The following is an 18,790-nucleotide window of genomic DNA, read 5'->3' as shown; positions in this document are numbered from 1 at the left end:
GACATCACCCCCGTACTGAACAAGGAAACCGGTAAGAACGACGCCTACCGCTCCGTCGAAATCAGCACCCCCGACGCCAACGCCAAGCAGACCGATCAGCTGCGCGCCGACATCGTCAAGACCGTCGACGACGGCCGGGCCGTGGTCGCCAACATCGCCGGCACCAGCACCGACACCGACGGTGTGAGCCACTCCTACGAGGGCGGGCACTACATCAGCGTCGTCGGCTACCAGAACAACGGTGACACCGTCACCATCGCCGACTCCGCCGACCCCAACCAGGCCGCCTACCAGATCAGCGTCGAGCACCTCGCGGACTGGATCGCCACCCGCGGCTACGCCACCAGCTGACCCACACCACCACATGACCGAAGGGCCGGACCCCCACGAGGGTCCGGCCCTTCGGCGTGACCTCAGTCGGTGGCGAGGACGGTCAGGATCTGCTCGCCGTACTTGGCGAGTTTGTTCTCGCCGACTCCGCTGACCCCTGACAGGTCGGCCAGCGTGCTGGGCGCGTCGCTGGCGATCTGTCGCAGAGTGGCGTCGTGGAAGATGACGTACGCCGGGACGCCCTGCTCCTTGGCGGTGGTCGCGCGCCAGGCTCGCAGCCGCTCGAACAGCGACGCGGCGGCCGGGGTCAGCTCGGCCACGACGGTGGACGCGCCGCGCGGCTTCGATGAGCGGCTCGATGCCGGCTTCTCCGGCTCGCGGCGCATGGTGACCGTACGGCGGCGAGCGAGGACGTCGGCGCTTGCCTCGGTCAGCGCCAGCGTGCCGTAGTCGCCCTCCACGGCGAGGAGCCCTTCGGCGAGCAGTTGCCGGACCACGCCCCGCCACTCGGCCTCGCTGAGCTCGGAGCCGATGCCGAAGACGGTCAGCGAGTCGTGACCGTACTGGCTGATCTTGTCGGTCTGTTTGCCGAGCAGGATGTCGATGCAGTGCCCGGCGCCGAAGCGCTGGTTGCGTTCGCGGTCGAGGCGGAAGACGGCGGAGAGCAGCTTCTGGGCGGCGACGGTGCCGTCCCAGGATTCTGGTGGGGTGAGGCAGGTGTCGCAGTTGCCGCAGGCGGCAGTCGTCGTCTCGCCGAAATATTCGAGCAGTTGGACCCGCCGGCAGCGCACCGTCTCGCAGAGGGCGAGCATCGCGTCCAGGTGCGCGGCGAGGTTGCGGCGGTGGGCGAGGTCCCCGTCGGACGTCTCGATCATCTTGCGTTGCTGGACCACGTCCTGAAGCCCGTACGCCAGCCAGGCGGTGGACGGCAGACCGTCACGGCCGGCGCGGCCGGTCTCCTGGTAGTAGCCCTCGACGGACTTGGGCAGGTCGAGGTGGGCGACGAACCGGACGTCGGGCTTGTCGATGCCCATGCCGAAGGCGATGGTGGCGACCATGACCAGGCCGTCTTCCCGCAGGAAGCGTTGTTGGTTGCGAGCGCGGGTACCCGCGTCCAGCCCTGCGTGGTACGGCAGTGCGGCGACCCCGTTGGCGGTGAGGAACTCCGCCGTCTTGTCGACCGAGGCCCGGGACAGGCAGTAGACGATGCCGGCGTCGCCGGGGTGCTCGTCGCGCAGCAGGGTCAGCAGCTGCTTGCGGGGCTCCCGCTTGGGCACGATCCGGTACTGGATGTTGGGCCGGTCGAAACTGGCCACGAAGTGCCGGGCGTCGTCGAGCTTGAGCCGGGTCGCGATCTCGGTGCGGGTGGCGCTGGTCGCGGTGGCGGTGAGGGCGATGCGGGGGACCTGCGGCCAGCGTTCGTGCAGCATCGAGAGCGCGAGGTAGTCGGGGCGGAAGTCGTGCCCCCACTGGGACACGCAGTGCGCCTCGTCGATCGCGAACAGGGAGATGCGGCCCCGGTCGAGCAGGGCGAGGGTGGATCGGACGCCGAGCGCCTCCGGGGCCAGGTAGAGCAGGTCCAGCTCGCCCGCGACGAAGGCAGCCTCCACCCGCCGCCGGGCGTCCAGGGTCTGGGTCGAGTTGAGGAACCCGGCGCGTACGCCGACCGCGGTGAGGGCGTCCACCTGGTCCTGCATGAGCGCGATCAGCGGGGACACGACGACGGCGACCCCGTCGCGGACCAGGGCCGGGATCTGGTAGCACAGGGACTTGCCACCACCGGTGGGCATCAACACCAGCGCGTCGCCGCCGGCGACCACATGGTCGATCACGTCCTGCTGGAAACCGCGGAAGGCGTCGTAGCCGAACACCCGGCGCAGCACCGGCAGCGCGTCCTCGGCCCGCAGGTCGGTGGGAGAAGCCATCCGGGGAGTCTACGAGCCGACCCCGACAGCGCCCGCCCGGCGCACCCGGGTCGGGTGGGCCGGACGGGCGAGGCGGTCAGCCGGGCTGGCTGGACCGGTTGGCCAGGCCGCGCGGCGGGGCCTTCATCCCGACCACGATGTCGACGATCTCGATGTAGCGGGCCTTGTTGCCCATCCGGAAGGCGGTGGCCGCCGCGTTGATCTCCTCGAGGGTGTCGGCCTCGACCATGGTGACCTGGTCGTACTTGCCGTTGACCCCGGTGCAGACGACGTGGGTGAGCTGCTTGGCGAAGCGGCCCAGGTCGCGGGCGTGCTCGGCGGAGATCTCGTGGATGCCCTCGCGGCCGAGGGCGAAGTACTCGGGGCTGATTCGCATGAACAGGAAGCCGACGTACTTGTTCTTGTCCGCCAGGTCGTGCATCGCACCCTCCAGATGTTGGTCTGACCTGCAGCGATCACGTTGAGCGTATTGACAACTACTGATCGTCATCAAGCGTGCGGGCTGTCGGGAGGGCGACCCTCGAAGCGGTCCGCGGCGGCCGCCCGGCCACGGGTGCCGGGCCGCGACCCGGCGGCGGGATAGAGTCGCTGATTGACCAATCGCGGCCGAGGGCGGCCGCGGCGCCACGGCTTGGGGGTACGGGTGAGCGAGGCGCGCACAGCCGGTGACCGGATCGACGGCCCGGATGCCGGTGACGAGCAGATGGCGGCTGAGTCGGAGACCACCCTCGTGGTGGTCACCGGCCTCTCCGGGGGTGGCCGCAGCACGGTGGCCCGTGCGTTGGAGAACGTCGGCTACTACGTCGTGGACAACCTGCCGCAGGCCCTGATGCTGGACATGGCCGAGCTGGCTTTCAAGGCGGGCGGCGCGGCCCGGCGTACCGCGATGGTGCTGGACGTGCGGTCGCGGGCCTTCTCCACCGACCTGGTCGGGGCGATCCGGGAGCTCAAGGAGCGCGGATTCTCGCCCCGGGTGGTCTTCGTCGACGCCGACGACGAGGTGCTGATCCGGCGGTTCGAGAGCGTTCGGCGTTCGCACCCGTTGCAGGGTGACGGGCGGCTGGCCGACGGCATCGCCGTGGAGCGCGGCCTGCTGGAGGAGGCCCGTGACCAAGCCGACGTGATCATCGACACCAGCCACCTGAACGTCAACCAGCTCCGGCGTCGCATCGAGGAGCTGTTCGGCGGCGAGGACGCCCGCCGGCTGCGGGTCACGGTGTTGTCGTTCGGCTTCAAGTACGGCCTGCCACCGGACGCCGATTTCGTGTTGGACGCCCGCTTCCTGCCCAACCCGTACTGGGTTCCGGAGCTGCGTGAGCACACCGGGCGGGAGGAGGCGGTCAGCGCGTACGTGCTGGGCCAGGAGGGCGCGGACGCCTTCGTCGCCTCGTACGCCGACCTGGTCAACGCCACCACGACCGGCTTCGAGCGGGAGGGCAAGCGGTACCTCACGGTCGCCGTGGGCTGCACCGGCGGCAAGCACCGCAGCGTGGCCATCGCCGAGGAGTTGGCCAGCCGACTGCGTCACTCCGGGCTGGCGGCGAACGCCCAGCACCGCGACCTGGGGCGGGAATGACGGCCCGGCGGGTGGTGGCGTTCGGCGGCGGGCACGGCCTGTCCGCCTCGTTGCGTGCGCTGCGCCACTGCGCTCCCGAACTCGACCTCGACATCACCGCGGTGGTCACGGTGGGTGACGACGGCGGCTCCAGTGGCCGGCTGCGGGCCGAGCGGGGTGGCCTGCCGCCGGGAGATCTGCGCCAGGCGCTGGTGGCGTTGGCCGGGGACCACCCGGCCACCCGGCGCAGCGCCGGGCTGTTCCAGCACCGCTTCGCCGCCGTACCGGTGGGCGTACCCGGATCCGGCGCGACCGGCCCGGGCCCGGCGGCGGGCGGCGACCCGGACCGGGACGGCGCGGCCCCGCGCGGCACGGACGCGGCCCTGCGCGGCACCGACGGGGCGTCGGCCGGGACCGACGGTCTGACCGGGCACGCGGTGGGCAACCTGGTGCTCTGCGGCCTCATGGAGCTGCTCGGCGACCCGGTGGCCGCGCTGGAGCACGCCGGCGCGATGCTCGGCGCGGTGGGCCGGGTGCTGCCGATGTCCCGCCAACCGGTCGGCATCGAGGCGCGGGTACGCGGTGCCGACCCGGCCGCCCCGGACGAGGTGCGCACGGTCAGTGGCCAGCACCAGGTGGCCGTCACCACCGGCCGGGTCGAGTCGTTGCGCCTGACCCCGAGCGCCCCACCGGCGTGCGCCGAGGCCATCGAGGCGATCCGGGCGGCCGATTGGTTGATCTTCGGGCCGGGCAGCTGGTACACGAGTGTGCTTCCGCACCTGCTGGTGCCGCAGTTGGCCGACGCGATCGTGTCCACCTCGGCCCGGCGGCTGGTCACGCTGAACCTCGCCGCGGAGAAGGAGACCCTCGGGCTCTCCGTCGCCGACCATCTCGCGGCGCTGCACTGGTACCTGCCCGAACTCAAGGTCGATCTTGTGCTCGCCGATGCCAAGGCGGTGGGTGACCCCGAACCGGTCGAACGTGCGGCAGAATCGCTGGGTGCCCGCCTGGTCCTCGCCCCCGTCGCCGTTGTCGACGGGACTCCCCGCCATGATCCGGCTGCCCTGGGCGCCGCGCTGGTGCCTGTCCTGGGCGCCGATCGTTAGACACGTACGTAATCTCCGGCGACACGCCGGAACAGGTCCGTGAGGGGACGCACAATGGCGATGACGGCCGCGGTCAAGGACGAGCTGAGTCGGGTCGACGTGCCCAAGCCCTGCTGTCGGCGGGCGGAGATGGCCGCGCTGCTGCGCTTCGCCGGCGGGCTGCACATCGTCTCCGGCCGCGTGGTGGTGGAGGCTGAACTGGACACCGGGGCGGTGGCCCGGCGGCTGCGCCGGGAGATCGCCGAGGTCTACGGCTACCCCAGCGAGATCCACGTGCTGGCGTCCGGTGGGCTGCGCAAGGGCAGCCACTTCATCGTGCGGGTGGTCAAGGACGGTGAGGCCCTGGCACGGCAGACCGGCCTGCTCGACGTGCGGGGTCGCCCGGTGCGTGGCCTGCCCCCGCACGTGGTGGCGGCCAACGTCTGCTGCGCGGTCGCCGCCTGGCGGGGCGCGTTCATGGCCCACGGCTCGCTCACCGAGCCGGGCCGCTCCAGCGCGCTGGAGATCACCTGCCCGGGGCCGGAGTCGGCGCTGGCCCTGGTCGGCGCGGCCCGCCGCATCGGCATCACCGCGAAGAACCGCGAGGTACGCGGGGTGGACCGGGTGGTCGTCAAGGACGGTGACGCGATCGCCGCGCTGCTCACCCGGATCGGCGCGCACTCCAGCGTGCTGGCCTGGGAGGAGCGTCGGGTACGCCGCGAGGTGCGGGCCACCGCCAACCGGCTCGCCAACTTCGACGACGCCAACCTGCGCCGTTCGGCGCGGGCGGCGGTCGCCGCGGCCGCCCGGGTCACCCGTGCGCTGGAGATCCTCGCCGACGAGGCGCCCAACCACCTGACCGACGCCGGTCGGCTGCGTCTGGAGCACCGTCAGGCATCGCTGGAGGAGCTGGGGGCCCTGGCCGACCCCCCGCTGACCAAGGACGCCATCGCGGGGCGGATCCGCCGGCTCCTGGCGCTGGCCGACAAGCGGGCCCGCGACCTTGGCATCCCGGATACGGAAGCAGCCGTCACGCCCGACATGCTCGTGGTCTGATAGGACGGTGGGGCCGCACGGTGCGCCCGGGAGCACGACCCGGCGCAGCGTGGTCTCGCACGCTCGGATAGGGTCGCTGCGTACGGCAAGGGGGCCGACACCGGCACTCCTCGTCGTGCCCCACCGCCTCGGGCGGTCAGGTCCTCAGACCGCGCGGCGGGGTGGCCGAGATGAACCGTCGACGGCCGGCTCCAACGGTCGGCGCACACCATTCCCGCCGGCCCGTTGTCTGAAGCCGGCGGACCAGAACGCGAGGAGATGGGACCTGTGACCATCCGGGTTGGCATCAACGGCTTTGGCCGAATCGGCCGTAACTTCTTCCGGGCAGTGCTGGCGTCTGACGCCGACATCGAGGTCGTGGCGGTGAACGACCTGACCGACAACGCCACGCTCGCCCACCTGCTCAAGTACGACAGCATCCTCGGTCGCCTGCCGTACGAGGTCAAGGCCACCGCCGACGAGATCACCGTCGGTGGCAAGACCATCAAGGCGTACGCCGAGAAGGACCCGTCGAAGCTGCCGTGGGGCGAGGTCGGCGCCGACGTCGTCATCGAGTCGACCGGCTTCTTCACCGACGCCACCAAGGCCAAGGCGCACGTCGACGGTGGGGCCAAGAAGGTCATCATCTCCGCCCCGGCGAAGAACGAGGACGTCACCGTCGTCATGGGTGTCAACCACGACACCTACGACCCGGCGAAGCACACCATCATCTCCAACGCCTCGTGCACCACCAACTGCCTCGCCCCGATGGCGAAGGTCCTGCACGACACGTTCGGCATCCAGCACGGTCTGATGACGACGATCCACGCGTACACCCAGGACCAGAACCTCCAGGACGCGCCGCACTCGGACCTGCGTCGGGCCCGCGCCGCCGCGCTGAACATCGTGCCGACCTCGACCGGCGCCGCCAAGGCGATCGGCCTGGTCCTGCCGGACCTCAAGGGCAAGCTCGACGGGTACGCCCTGCGGGTGCCGATCCCGACCGGCTCGGTCACCGACCTCACCGTCAACGTGGGTCGCGAGACCACCGTGGACGAGGTCAACGCCGCGCTGAAGGCCGCCGCGGACGGCCCGCTCAAGGGCATCCTGGTCTACAACGAGGATCCGATCGTCTCCACCGACATCGTGACCGACCCGGCGTCGTGCATCTTCGACGCGCCGCTGACCAAGGTCGTCGGCAACCAGGTCAAGGTCGTCGGCTGGTACGACAACGAGTGGGGCTACTCCAACCGCCTGGTCGACCTCGTCAAGCTGGTCGGTTCGTCGCTGTGAGCGCGAGGAGTGAGCTTGCGAGCCCCGCAGTCGCGAACGGAAGGCTAGCTCTGTGAGTGCCATCCGGACCCTCGACGACCTGCTCGCCGAGGGGGTGTCGGGTCGGCGCGTGCTGGTGCGCGCCGACCTGAACGTCCCGCTCGACAAGCAGACCGGTGCCATCACTGACGACGGCCGGATCCGCGCGGTGCTGCCGACTCTCGGCGCGCTGGTCGAGGCCGGCGCGAAGGTGGTCGTCTGCTCGCACCTGGGCCGCCCGAAGGGCGCTCCGGACCCGCAGTTCAGCCTGGGTCCGGTCGCTGGGCGGCTCGGTGAGCTGCTCGGCGCGCCGGTGCACTTCGCTACCGACACCGTCGGTGATTCCGCCCGCTCGACCGTCGCCGACCTGGCCGACGGTCAGGTCGCCCTTCTGGAGAACCTGCGTTTCAACGCCGGTGAGACCAGCAAGGACGAGGCCGAGCGGGGCGCCTTCGCCGACCAGCTGGCCGCGTTCGGTGACGCGTACGTGGACGACGCGTTCGGTGCCGTGCACCGCAAGCACGCCAGTGTCTTCGACGTGCCGGCCCGGTTGCCGCACGTCGCGGGCCGGCTGGTGCTGCGTGAGGTCGAGGTGCTCTCCAAGCTCACCGGTGACCCCGAACGCCCGTACGTGGTGGTGCTCGGTGGGTCGAAGGTGTCCGACAAGCTCGCCGTGATCGAGGCTCTGCTGCCCACTGTCGACCGGCTGCTCATCGGTGGCGGGATGTGCTTCACCTTCCTCAAGGCCCAGGGCCTGGAGGTGGGCACCTCGCTGCTGGAGAAGGACATGGTCGACACCTGCCGCAACCTGCTGGAGCGGTCCGGCGGCAAGATCATGCTGCCGGTCGACGTGGTGGTCGCGGACGCGTTCGCTCCGGACGCGGCGCACGACACGGTGCGGGTCGACGGCATCCCGAGCCACCGGCTCGGCCTGGATGTCGGCCCGGAGACGGTGGCCGGCTTCAGCGCCGCGCTGTCCCAGGCGAAGACGATCTTCTGGAACGGTCCGATGGGCGTGTTCGAGATGCCGGCCTTCGCTGCGGGCACCCGGGGGATCGCCGAGGCGATCACCAAGGCGGACGCGTTCAGCGTCGTCGGCGGCGGTGACTCGGCGGCGGCGGTCCGTGCGTTGGGGCTGGACGAGTCGTCCTTCGGGCACATCTCCACCGGCGGTGGCGCCTCCCTGGAATACCTCGAGGGCAAGGCCCTCCCCGGCATCGCGGCCCTGGAGAACTGAATGTCGAGCACCACCCGCCGGCCGCTGATGGCCGGCAACTGGAAGATGAACCTCAACCACCTCGAAGCCAACCTGCTGGTGCAGAAGCTGGCGGCGAGCCTCACCGAGAAGCAGCTCACCGCCGTCGAGACGGTCGTGCTGCCGCCCTTCACCGACCTGCGCACCGTGCAGACCGCGGTGGACGGGGACAAGCTGCTGATCGGCTACGGCGGGCAGGACCTCTCCCCGCACCCGTCCGGCGCGTACACCGGGGACATCTCCGGGGCGATGCTGGCCAAGCTCGGCTGCACGTACGTGGTGGTCGGGCACTCCGAGCGGCGGGCCTACCACCACGAGGACGACGTGCTGGTCAACGCCAAGGTCAAGGCGGCGCTGACGCACGGCCTGACGCCGATCCTGTGCGTGGGGGAGGGGCTGGACGTCCGCGAGCAGGGCACCCACGTGGCGCACTGCTCCGACCAGCTCGACGGGGGCCTCGCCGGCCTCACCCCCGAGCAGGTGCGGCAGGTCGTGATCGCGTACGAGCCGGTCTGGGCGATCGGCACGGGCAAGACCGCGACCCCGGACGACGCCCAGGAGGTCTGCGGGGCGGTGCGTCAGCGACTGGCGGAACGCTTCGACCAGGAGACCGCCGACCAGGTTCGGGTTCTCTACGGCGGCTCGGTCAAGGCGTCCAACATCGCCTCGATCATGGCCCAACCGGACGTGGACGGGGGCCTGGTGGGGGGCGCCAGCCTGGACGCCGAGGAATTCGCTCAGATCTGCCGGTTCCCGGAGCACCTCGCCCGCTGATCGCTCGGTATCCTTGACACCGCCCGTCCGCCGGTCGGTGCCGCCGTGCCCGATCAGACCGGGCGAGGATCGCTACGAGAGGAACTGACCCCAGCCATGCCGATCTGGTTCGCATACACGTTGATCGTGTTGCTGGTCATCACGAGCATTCTGCTCACCCTGCTGATCCTGCTGCACCGCGGCAAGGGTGGCGGTCTGTCGAGCATGTTCGGCGGTGGCGTCAGCTCCAGCCTCGCCGGCTCCTCGGTCGCGGAGAAGAACCTGGACCGCTACACCGTTCTGGTGAGCGTCGTCTGGTTCGCCGCGATCGTCGGCCTCGGGCTCTGGCTGCGCCTCCAAATGAACAGCGGCGCCTGAGCAGGCTCAGTAAGTCGTACAATCTGCGCGCGGTTCGTCACTCGACGGGCCGCGCGCAGGCTTTTCTCCGCTGCACCGCGTCGCCCGCCGCTCCACCCCCGAAGACGGCGGGTCCCCTCCGACGACAGGAGCGAGCAGCCGTGCCGAATGGCAACGTTATCCGGGGAGCCCGGGTCGGGTCCGCACCGATGCGCCCGGACGAGCGGCACCAACCCGCCCCCCGACAGGACGTCACCTACTGGTGCCGTAACGACCACCGGGTCGACATCCGGATCGCCGCGGACGTCGAGCCGCCACCCCTGTGGGACTGCCCCCGCTGTGGCCTACCCGCCGGTCGCGACTCCCAGAACCCGCCGGGTCGGGTCCGCGCCGAGCCGTACAAGAGCCACCTGGCGTACGTGAAGGAGCGGCGCACCGCCGAGGAGGGGGAGGCCCTGCTCGCCGAGGCGCTCGCCGCACTACGCCGTCGACGCGGCGAGTAGCGGGCTCATCCCAGCGCTCAGCGCAGGCTGCGCAGTCGGACGGGTACGTCGGCCGCGGCCGCCCGGTCCAGCAGCCAGCGGGTGCGGTTCACGCCGTGCACGCCGGCCGCCGGCAACTGCACCGGGCCTGCGCCGGCCAACGCCATACCCACCGCGCGAGCCTTGTCGGCGCCGGCGGCCACCAGCCAGACCTCCTCGGCGGTGTTGATCGCCGGCAGGGTGAGGGTGGTCCGCGTCGGCGGCGGCTTGGGGCTGCCCCGCACCGCGCTGACGGGCCGGGTCTCGTAGCCCACCGGGTGCTCGGGGAAGACCGAGGCCACATGGCCGTCCTCGCCGACGCCCAGCATCAGCACGTCGAAGTGCGGCAGGGTGGCGTGCCCGGGCCGGGCTGCGCGGGCCAGCTCGTCCGCGTACGCGGCAGCCGCCGCCTCCGGGTCGTTGCCGGCCGGGCCGTCCGAGGCCGGCATCGCGTGCACCCGGGCCGGGTCCAGTGGCACCACGTCCAGCAGGGCGGCCCGGGCCTGCGTCTCGTTGCGGTCCGGATCACCGGCGGGCAGGAACCGTTCGTCGCCCCACCACACGTCGACCCGGGACCAGTCCACCGCGTCGCGGGCCGGCAGCGCCGCCACCGCCCGGTACACGGCCGCGGCGACCCGACCTCCGGTGAGCACCACCGAGGCTTCGCCCCGGTCGGCCTGGGCGTCGAGCAGCTTCACCAGCAACCGGGCCGCCACGGCCTGCGCCAGCAGGTCGGCGTCGGCGTGGACGGCGACACTCGCCTCACTCATGGTTACGCCTTCGTTTCCCGACCGCGAGGCGGTCGCTGTCGTGCCCGGGGCGGTGTGCCCGAGGTGGTGGGGCGAAAACCCCGGAGATTGCGGGGCAGGGCCGGTGGTACCGGCCCTGCCCGACGGTGTGCCCCGGCTGGGCTCAGCCCTCGCCGCTCGTGCCGACGTGCGCGGTCACCCCGGCCTCGGCGCGCTGCGCGGTGGCCGGATCTTTCCAGACGTGAACCCGCTGGGCGGGGCGCTGCTCCAGCCCCCGCAGCCCGACCGTCGCGCCCAGCGCCTCCGCGTACACCTGGTCGGCGTCCAGCCGGCGCAGCTCCTCGGCCAGCTCGTCGCCGAGCGGGCGGCGCACCAGCGGCAGGGCCCGGTCGTCCTGGCCCGTCCGCCGGAACACGGCCAGGCTGTCCTCCCGGGTCAGCGTCAGCTGGTCGCCGTTGGCGCAGCTGAGCTGCACCTCCCGCATCCGAGGGAACTCGTCGCTGTCCACCCGGCGTGGGGTGATGCCGAGCCGGCTGGACAGCCAACCAGCCATCAGCGCCGCCGTCGGGTCGGTGGGAGGCGCGACGATGGTCGCCTCGGTGACCTGGGCGCTGGTGGTGTCGAACGCCCCGGCGACCAGGGTGCGCCACGGGGTGATCCGGGTCCACGCCAGGTCGGTGTCGCCCGGGGCGTAGTCCCGGGCACGCTGCCGCAGCGCCTCCACCGGGTCGGCGGCCTGCGCGGCGTCGGTGATCCTCCGGTCGGCCACCACCCCGAGGAAGTCGGTGGCGATCTCCGCCGGTGGCTCGCCGTGCCACCACGTGACAACCGGTACGTCGGGAACGAGCAGCGGCATCACGACCGACTCGGCGTGCAGGGACAACCGGCCGTACATGCGGGTGACCACCGCCTCGCACGGGCCGAGCCGGCCCCCGACCACGATCTCCGCGTCCAGTCGGTTGCGGTCCCGCTCGATCTCCGAGCGGACCACCACCACGAGGCGACACGGGTGCGCGGCGGCGGCGATCGTCGCCGCGGCCTCCGCCTCCCGGACCCGCTTCTCGTCCACGACCACGATGAGGGTGAGCGCCATGCCGCTGGCCACACCGCCGGCGCTGCGCCGCTCGGCGGCGAGCGCCTTGACCACCTCGTTGCCGGTGGTGTCCCACAGCCCGATCATGCTCGTCTCCAGGCGCGGCCCTCGCGGGCCAGCATCTCGTCGGAGGCCCGTGGGCCCCACTCGCCGGCCCGGTACGGCTCCGGGGTGGTGCCCTCCCAGGCGTGCTCCAGGGGGTCGATCACCTGCCAGCTCTGCTCGACCTCGGCCGCGTCCGGGAACAGGGTGCGGTCGCCGATCAGCACGTCCAGCACCAGACGCTCGTACGCCTCGGGGCTGGACTCGGTGAACGCCTCGCCGTACTGGAAGTCCATCGCGATGTCGCGGACCTCCATGGTCGTGCCCGGCACCTTCGAGCCGAACTTGAGCACCACGCCCTCGTCCGGCTGCACCCGGATGACCAGCTGGTTGTTGCCCAGCGACTCCATGTCGGCGTCGTTGAACGGCAGGTGCGGCGCCTTCTTGAAGATGATGGCGACCTCGGTGACCCGCCGGGGCAGCCGCTTGCCGGCCCGGATGTAGAACGGCACCTCCGCCCAGCGGCGGTTCTGGATGCCCAACCGCACCGCCACGTACGTCTCGGTGGTGGAGTCGGCGGGGACGTCCTGCTCCTCCAGGTAACCGACCGCGCGTTCGCCACCGACCCAACCGGGCAGGTACTGACCGCGGACGGTGTCCCGGGCGACGTCCTTGGGCAGGGTGATGGCCTTGAGCACCTTCAGCTTCTCGGCCCGGATCTCATCGGCGTCGAAGCTGGTCGGCTCCTCCATCGCCACCAGGGCGAGGAGTTGGAGAAGGTGGTTCTGCAGCACGTCGCGGGCGGTGCCGACGGTGTCGTAGAAGCCGGCGCGGGTGCCGATGCCGACGTCCTCCGCCATGGTGATCTGCACCGAGTCGACGTACTTGGAGTTCCACAGCGGCTCGAACAGGTTGTTGGCGAACCGCAGGGCGAGGATGTTCTGAACCGTCTCCTTGCCCAGGTAGTGGTCGATCCGGAAGACGTCCTGCCGGGTGAACACGTCGTCGACGAGGTCGTTGAGCGCCTTCGCCGATGGCAGGTCGTTGCCGAACGGCTTCTCCACGACGACCCGGCGCCAACCGCCGGACTTGTCGTTGTCGGCCATCCCGGTGCGGGCCAGCTGCTTGAGCACGACGGGGAACGCTGCCGGCGGGATGGAGAAGTAGAACGCCGCGTTGCCGGTGATGCCGTGGGTCTGGCGCAGATCGTCCAGCGTCGAGGCGAGAGTGTCGAAGGCGTCGTCGTCGTCGAACGACCCGCCGACGAACTTGATGTTGCCGGCCAGCCGCGCCCACACCTCGTCCCGCCACGGGGTGCGGGCGTGCTTGCGGGCAGCCTCGCAGGCCAACGTCTCGAAGTCGCCGTCACCCCAGTCGCGGCGCGCGAAACCGAGCACCACGAAGCCCGGCGGCAACAGCCCCCGGTTGGCCAGGTCGTAGACCGCGGGGAGCAGCTTCTTGCGGGCCAGGTCGCCGGTCACCCCGAAGATCACCAGAGCGCAGGGCTCCGGGATCCGGGGCAACCGGCGGTCCTGCGGGTCGCGCAGCGGGTTCACCGAACCGCCTTCTCGCTCCGCTTCAGTCACGTCGTCCATCCTCACGCCCGCAGATCACCGGCCGCGTCCAGTAGTTGGGCGACACCGGCGGCCCGGTCGGTCAGGTGCAACCGCAGCACCGGCCGCTCCCGACCGGCGAGAGCCTGCCGGTCACCGGCGGCCTGCGCCGCCTGCAACTCACCGAAGGTGTACGGCTTGCCCGGCACCTCCAGGTCCTCGGCGACCGCGCCGGTCACCTGGAGGTAGCTGCCCACCTGCGGGCCGCCCTTGTGGTACTGGCCCGTCGAGTGCAGGAAGCGCGGACCCCAGCCGAAGGTGACCGGCCGGCCGCCCGCCTGGGCCAGCAGCGACCGCAGCCGGGCCGTGTCGGCGTCGGCGAACCGGTCGAGGTACGCCATCACCGCGAGGTAACCGTCGTCGCCCAGCCCGTCGAGCAGCCAGCGCAGCACACCGGCCAGGTCCCCGGGGGCGCCCTGCGGGGCGTACACCTCGATCGCGCCCTCGGTGAACGACGGCGACTCCGCCGGCAGGCCCGAGGCCAGGATCTTGTTGGTGTTCTCCTTGGACTCGGTGACGTTCGGCTGGTTGAACGGGTCGATGCCGAGCACCACGCCGGCCACCGCGGTGGCGTACTCCCAGGCCAGGAACTGCGCGCCCAGCGGGCCGTTGACGGCCACGTCCGGGTTGGCCCCGCCGCCCGGCATGTCACCGGGGGCCAGCGCGCCGCCGTAGCTGACGGTCAGCACGTCCGCACCGGTGGCGCCGGGGCTCTGCGGAGACTCCACGACCACCGGGAGGATGCCCACCCCGGCCTTGCCGGTCGACTCGGCGATCAGCTGCTCGGCCCAGTCGCCGAGCCCGTCGATGCCGGTGCCGTCGGAGACCAGGGCGACCTTGTCCCGGGCCAGCGTGGCCGCAGCGCCCAGGGCGGCGCCCAGCGCCAGTGCCGGGTTGTTCTGGTCCGCGCCGAGCGACGTGGCCAGCGCGTCGGCCTGGTCGAGCAGCTCCGCGACCTCGACCCCGGCCAGCGCCGAGGGCACCAGACCGAACGCGGTGAGCGCCGAGTACCGGCCGCCGACGTTCGGGTCGGCGAGCACGGTGAACGCGCCCATCTCGGCCGCGGTGGTCTCCAGCGGCGAACCCGGGTCGGTGACGATGACGAAGTGCCGACCGGCCTCCGCCTCGGTCATCCCGGCGTCCAGGAACGCCTGCCAGTACGCGCGCCGGTGGCTGTCGGTCTCCACCGTCGACCCGGACTTGCTGGCCACCACCACGACGGTGCGCTCCAGCCGGTCACCGAGCGCCGCCCGGACCTGGCCCGGGTCGGTGGTGTCCAGCACGGTCAACGGGCGACCCAGCGTCCGGGTGATCACCTCGGGCGCGAGCGACGAGCCGCCCATGCCGGCGAGCACCACGTGATCCAGGTCGGCCAGCTCCGCGGTCAGCTCGGCCAACTGGACGAGCAGCTCGCGGCTGCGCCGGTGGGTGTCCACCCAGCCCAGCCGGATCTTCGCCTCGGCCTCGGCGTCCGGACCCCACAGGCTCGCGTCCTTGCCCGCCAGCTTGCCCGGGACGCCGGCCTTGACCAGCGCGTCCCGGGTCGAGGCGGGCGCGGCCTTGTCGACCGTGTCCGCGCCGTACACGGCCAGCCCGGCGGCTGCCTCCACCGGCCCACTGAGTAGGTCGCTCATGCGCCACCGGCCTTCTCGGCGGCCTTGGCGTTGCCCTTGGCCGCCTTGTTCGGGGCACCCTTGCCCTTCGCCGCGGCCTCCAGCGACTTGCGGACCCCGTCGAGCAGCTCCTGCCAGCTGGCCTCGAACTTCTCCACGCCCTCGCGCTCCAGGGTGACGATCACGTCGTCCATGTCCACCCCGACCGACTCCAGGTCGGCGAAGACCTTCCGGGCCGCGTCGTAGGCGCCGGTGATGGTGTCGCCGCGGGTCTCGCCGTGATCGGCGTACGCGTGGATGACCGCCTCGGGCATGGTGTTGACCGTGCCGGGGGCGATCAGCTCCTCGACGTAGATGACGTCCCGGTAGTCCGGGTTCTTCGTCGAGGTGGACGCCCACAGCGGCCGCTGCGGGTGCGCGCCGGCGGCGGCGAGCGCCTTCCAGCGGTCGGAGGAGAAGACCTCGGTGTAGCGCTCGTACGCCAGCTGCGCGTTGGCGATGGCGGCCTTGCCCTTGAGGGCCTTCGCCTGGTCGGAGCCGACCTTCTCCAGCCGCTTGTCGACCTCGGAGTCGACCCGGGAGACGAAGAACGACGCCACCGAGCCGATCTTGGACAGGTCGTGGCCGTTCGCCTTGGCCTGCTCCAGACCGGCGAGGAACGCCTCCATGACCGCCGAGTAGCGGTCCAGGCCGAAGATCAGCGTGACGTTGACGCTGATCCCCTCGGCCAGGGTGGCGGTGATCGCCGGGAGGCCGGCCTCGGTGGCCGGGATCTTGATGTAGAGGTTGGGGCGGTCCACCAGCCACCACAGGGCCTTGGCCTCGGCCACCGTCCGGTCGCTCTCGTGGGCCAGCCGGGGGTCCACCTCGATCGAGACCCGGCCGTCGACACCGTCGCTGCCGTCGTACGACGGGCGCATCACGTCGCAGGCCCATCGCACGTCGTACGTGGTGAGCATGCGCACCGACTCCTCGACCTCGACGCCACGGGTGGCGAGGTCGTGCAGCTGCCAGTTGTACTCGTCGGCGTCGCTCAGCGCCTTGGCGAAGATCGTCGGGTTGGTGGTGACGCCGGCCACGTGCTTCTCGCGGCGCAGCTGGTCCAGCCCGCCGGAGCTCAAACGCACCCGGGAAAGATCGTCGAGCCAGACCGCCACGCCTGCGGCGGTGAGCTCATTCAGCTTGTCCGTCATGCCATCCACGCTCCCTCAGTTGCCGGTCGTGAAACCGGTGATGTCGCCCACCCGGGCCAGCGAGGCGTGTGCTGCCGCCACGATCCGGTCGGGGGTGAACCCGAACTGCTCGAAGAGCACGGTGTGCGGGGCGCTCGCTCCGTAGTGCTCCAGGCTCACGCTCTCGCCCAGGTCACCGACGACTCCGCGCCAGGACATCGCGATGCCCGCCTCCACGCTCACCCGTGCCTTTACCCCACGCGGGAGCACCGACTCCCGGTACGCCTCGTCCTGCTCGTAGAACCACTCCTGGCAGGGCATCGAGACGACCCGGGTCGGGGTGCCGTCGGCCTCCAGCCGCTCCCGGGCGGTCAGGCAGAGCTGCACCTCGGAACCGGTGCCGACGATGATCACCTGAGGCTTGCCGTTGGACGCCTCGGCCAGCACGTAGCCGCCCTTGGCCACACCCTCCGCGCCGCCCAGGACGTCGCGGTCCATGGTCGGCAGCGGCTGACGGCTCAGCGCCAGCGCGGTCGGCCGGTCGGTGTGCTCCAGCGCCTGCCGCCAGGCCCAGGCGGTCTCGTTGGCGTCCGCCGGACGGACCACGTCCAGGCCCGGGATGGCGCGCAGCGCGGTCAGGTGCTCCACCGGCTGGTGGGTCGGGCCGTCCTCGCCGAGGCCGATCGAGTCGTGCGTCCAGACGTAGGTCACCGGCAGCTTCATCAGCGCGGCCAGCCGCACCGACGGACGCATGTAGTCGCTGAAGACCAGGAACGTGCCGCCGTACGGGCGGGTGCCACCGTGCAGGGCGATGCCGTTGAGGATCGCGCCCATGGCGTGCTCACGGATGCCGAAGTGCAGCGTGCGGCCGTACTCGTGGCCGGGGAAGTCCTTGGTGGCGTGGGCGGCCGGAATGAACGACGGCTCGCCCTTCATGGTGGTGTTGTTGCTCTCGGCCAGGTCGGCCGAGCCGCCCCACAGCTCCGGGAGCACCGGCGCGAGCGCCTCCAGCACCTTGCCGGAGGCGGCCCGGGTGGCCACCCCCTTGGCGTCCGCGGGGAAGACCGGCAACGCGTCGGTCCAGCCGTCGGGGAGTACGTGACCAGCCAGCCGCTCGTAGAGCGCGGTGCGCTCCGGGTTGGCCTTCTTCCAGGCGTCGAACGCGGTGGTCCACTCCTGCTGGGCATCGGAGCCGCGGCCCATCACCGTGCGGGCGTGGCTGAGCACCTCCTCGTCGACCTGGAACGTCTGCTCCGGGTCGAAGTCGAGGATCCGCTTGGTGGCCTTCACCTCGTCGGCGCCGAGCGCCGAGCCGTGGATCTTGCCGGTGTTCTGCTTGTTGGGCGCGGGCCAGCCGATGATGGTGCGCAGCGCGATGAAGGAGGGGCGGCCGGTCTCCGCCTTGGCGGCCACCAGCGCCGCGTACAGCGCCTCGGCGTCCTCGTGGTAGTCGCCCTGGTCGGCGTCGCCGCTGCGCCAGTCGACGGTCTGCACGTGCCAGCCGTACGCCTCGTAGCGGGCGGCCACGTCCTCGCTCTTGGCGATCCGGGTGTCGTCCTCGATGGAGATCTCGTTGTCGTCGTAGATCACCGTGAGGTTGCCCAGCTGCTGGTGCCCGGCGAGGGCGCTGGCCTCGTGGCTGATGCCCTCCTCGATGTCACCGTCGGAGACGATGCACCAGATGTCGTGGTCGAAGACGGACGCGCCGAGCTCGGACTCGGGGTCGAACAGGCCGCGCTCGCGGCGGGCCGCCATGGCCATGCCGACCGCGTTGCCCAGACCCTGCCCGAGCGGGCCGGTGGTGGTTTCCACGCCCGGCGTGTGCCCGTGCTCGGGGTGCCCCGGCGTCTGCGAGCCCCACTGCCGCAGCGACTTGAGGTCGTCCAGGCTCAGCGGGTAACCGGAGAGGAACAGCTGGATGTAGAGCGTCAGGCTGGAGTGCCCGGCGGAGAGCACGAACCGGTCGCGGCCGGGCCAGTTCGGGTCGGCCGGGTTGTGCCGCATGACGCGGTTGAAGAGGAGGTACGCCGCGGGCGCGAGGCTCATCGCGGTGCCCGGGTGACCGTTGCCGGATTTCTCCACGGCGTCCATGGCCAGCACGCGGACGGTGTCTACGGCCCGGCGATCGAGGTCGGACCAGTTCAGTGCGGAGTGCTCGGGTCGTTTAACAGCCACGATGGTTGTGCTCCTCGGCAGATGGGCGGAACCCTCACCGATGACCTTATCGAGCGTCCCTAAACGTGCGCCCGGGGATCTGCGCATGGTGTGCGCTACGTGACCATCCGGATGCTCGGTTTCAACCCGGTGGTGTGACGGCCCGCACCGTTGTCGGGTCGGCCGGGCAGCCAAAACGACGACGCGTAGTGTGTGGGGCGGTATGC

Annotated in this window: 17 protein-coding genes; 9 read left to right on the top strand and 8 right to left on the bottom strand. The window is 71.4% G+C overall.

Going from position 1 to position 18,790, the window contains the following annotated elements; all coding sequences use genetic code 11:
• The coding region (locus tag ACFYP0_RS32660) for a C39 family peptidase (RefSeq protein ID WP_386998483.1) at window positions 1–351 on the top strand (351 nt) is incomplete at its 5' end.
• 62 nt (window positions 352–413) lie between these two features.
• On the opposite strand, the gene recQ is transcribed toward ACFYP0_RS32660, so the two are convergent.
• Both recQ and ACFYP0_RS32650 read right to left on the bottom strand, forming a co-directional pair.
• Window positions 414–2,255, bottom strand: coding sequence for a DNA helicase RecQ (gene recQ / locus ACFYP0_RS32655; RefSeq protein WP_124853958.1), 1,842 nt, complete (start codon window positions 2,253–2,255; stop codon window positions 414–416).
• Window positions 2,256–2,331: 76 nt separating this feature from the next.
• Entirely contained in the window at window positions 2,332–2,676 is a 345-nt protein-coding gene (locus tag ACFYP0_RS32650) for a hypothetical protein (RefSeq protein ID WP_091403656.1), read from the bottom strand.
• A 282-nt stretch (window positions 2,677–2,958) separates the two neighbouring features.
• Here ACFYP0_RS32650 and rapZ point away from each other — a divergent pair, with 282 nt between their 5' ends.
• From rapZ to ACFYP0_RS32610, 8 genes are all read left to right on the top strand, one after another.
• The gene (gene rapZ, locus ACFYP0_RS32645; protein ID WP_091405198.1) at window positions 2,959–3,831 is read left to right on the top strand and encodes an RNase adapter RapZ; all 873 of its coding nucleotides are present in this window, start codon (window positions 2,959–2,961) and stop codon (window positions 3,829–3,831) included.
• Window positions 3,828–4,916 carry a gluconeogenesis factor YvcK family protein gene (locus tag ACFYP0_RS32640; protein WP_386998482.1) on the top strand — a complete coding sequence of 363 codons (1,089 nt, stop codon included), beginning with the start codon at window positions 3,828–3,830 and terminating at the stop codon, window positions 4,914–4,916. The genes rapZ and ACFYP0_RS32640 overlap by 4 nt, the downstream gene beginning before the upstream one ends.
• 54 nt (window positions 4,917–4,970) lie before the next feature.
• Complete coding sequence (gene whiA / locus ACFYP0_RS32635; RefSeq protein WP_091403660.1) at window positions 4,971–5,951, top strand: DNA-binding protein WhiA; 981 nt, start codon at window positions 4,971–4,973, stop codon at window positions 5,949–5,951.
• 267 nt (window positions 5,952–6,218) lie between these two features.
• Window positions 6,219–7,223 carry a type I glyceraldehyde-3-phosphate dehydrogenase gene (gene gap, locus ACFYP0_RS32630; RefSeq protein WP_124853956.1) on the top strand — a complete coding sequence of 335 codons (1,005 nt, stop codon included), beginning with the start codon at window positions 6,219–6,221 and terminating at the stop codon, window positions 7,221–7,223.
• A 61-nt stretch (window positions 7,224–7,284) separates the two neighbouring features.
• On the top strand, window positions 7,285–8,478 hold the full coding sequence (locus tag ACFYP0_RS32625) for a phosphoglycerate kinase (protein ID WP_449289059.1): 1,194 nt from the start codon (window positions 7,285–7,287) through the stop codon (window positions 8,476–8,478).
• Window positions 8,479–9,270, top strand: a complete 792-nt coding sequence (tpiA, locus tag ACFYP0_RS32620; protein WP_124853954.1) for a triose-phosphate isomerase — start codon at window positions 8,479–8,481, stop codon at window positions 9,268–9,270. It abuts the gene before it with no gap.
• Window positions 9,271–9,366: 96 nt separating this feature from the next.
• Window positions 9,367–9,627 carry a preprotein translocase subunit SecG gene (gene secG, locus ACFYP0_RS32615; protein ID WP_030337344.1) on the top strand — a complete coding sequence of 87 codons (261 nt, stop codon included), beginning with the start codon at window positions 9,367–9,369 and terminating at the stop codon, window positions 9,625–9,627.
• A 140-nt stretch (window positions 9,628–9,767) separates the two neighbouring features.
• Complete coding sequence (locus tag ACFYP0_RS32610; RefSeq protein WP_386998480.1) at window positions 9,768–10,109, top strand: RNA polymerase-binding protein RbpA; 342 nt, start codon at window positions 9,768–9,770, stop codon at window positions 10,107–10,109.
• A 17-nt stretch (window positions 10,110–10,126) separates the two neighbouring features.
• On the opposite strand, the gene pgl is transcribed toward ACFYP0_RS32610, so the two are convergent.
• From pgl to tkt, 6 genes are all read right to left on the bottom strand, one after another.
• Window positions 10,127–10,897: a 6-phosphogluconolactonase gene (pgl, locus tag ACFYP0_RS32605; protein WP_386998479.1), complete on the bottom strand. Its 771-nt coding sequence runs from the start codon at window positions 10,895–10,897 to the stop codon at window positions 10,127–10,129.
• A 142-nt stretch (window positions 10,898–11,039) separates the two neighbouring features.
• Window positions 11,040–12,056: a glucose-6-phosphate dehydrogenase assembly protein OpcA gene (locus ACFYP0_RS32600; protein WP_124853951.1), complete on the bottom strand. Its 1,017-nt coding sequence runs from the start codon at window positions 12,054–12,056 to the stop codon at window positions 11,040–11,042.
• Window positions 12,053–13,606 carry a glucose-6-phosphate dehydrogenase gene (gene zwf / locus ACFYP0_RS32595; protein ID WP_124853950.1) on the bottom strand — a complete coding sequence of 518 codons (1,554 nt, stop codon included), beginning with the start codon at window positions 13,604–13,606 and terminating at the stop codon, window positions 12,053–12,055. The genes ACFYP0_RS32600 and zwf overlap by 4 nt, the downstream gene beginning before the upstream one ends.
• Window positions 13,607–13,608: 2 nt before the next feature.
• Window positions 13,609–15,258 carry a glucose-6-phosphate isomerase gene (locus ACFYP0_RS32590; RefSeq protein WP_356981196.1) on the bottom strand — a complete coding sequence of 550 codons (1,650 nt, stop codon included), beginning with the start codon at window positions 15,256–15,258 and terminating at the stop codon, window positions 13,609–13,611.
• Window positions 15,255–16,430, bottom strand: a complete 1,176-nt coding sequence (gene tal / locus ACFYP0_RS32585) for a transaldolase (RefSeq protein WP_386998478.1) — start codon at window positions 16,428–16,430, stop codon at window positions 15,255–15,257. Before tal ends, ACFYP0_RS32590 begins: the two co-directional genes overlap by 4 nt.
• A 15-nt stretch (window positions 16,431–16,445) precedes the next feature.
• The gene (tkt, locus tag ACFYP0_RS32580) at window positions 16,446–18,584 is read right to left on the bottom strand and encodes a transketolase (protein ID WP_124853947.1); all 2,139 of its coding nucleotides are present in this window, start codon (window positions 18,582–18,584) and stop codon (window positions 16,446–16,448) included.
• Window positions 18,585–18,790: the final 206 nt, after the last annotated feature.

The organism is Micromonospora arida (assembly GCF_042873195.1).
Classification (GTDB): domain Bacteria; phylum Actinomycetota; class Actinomycetes; order Mycobacteriales; family Micromonosporaceae; genus Micromonospora; species Micromonospora arida.
This window is presented reverse-complemented; position numbering and strand designations above follow the sequence as displayed.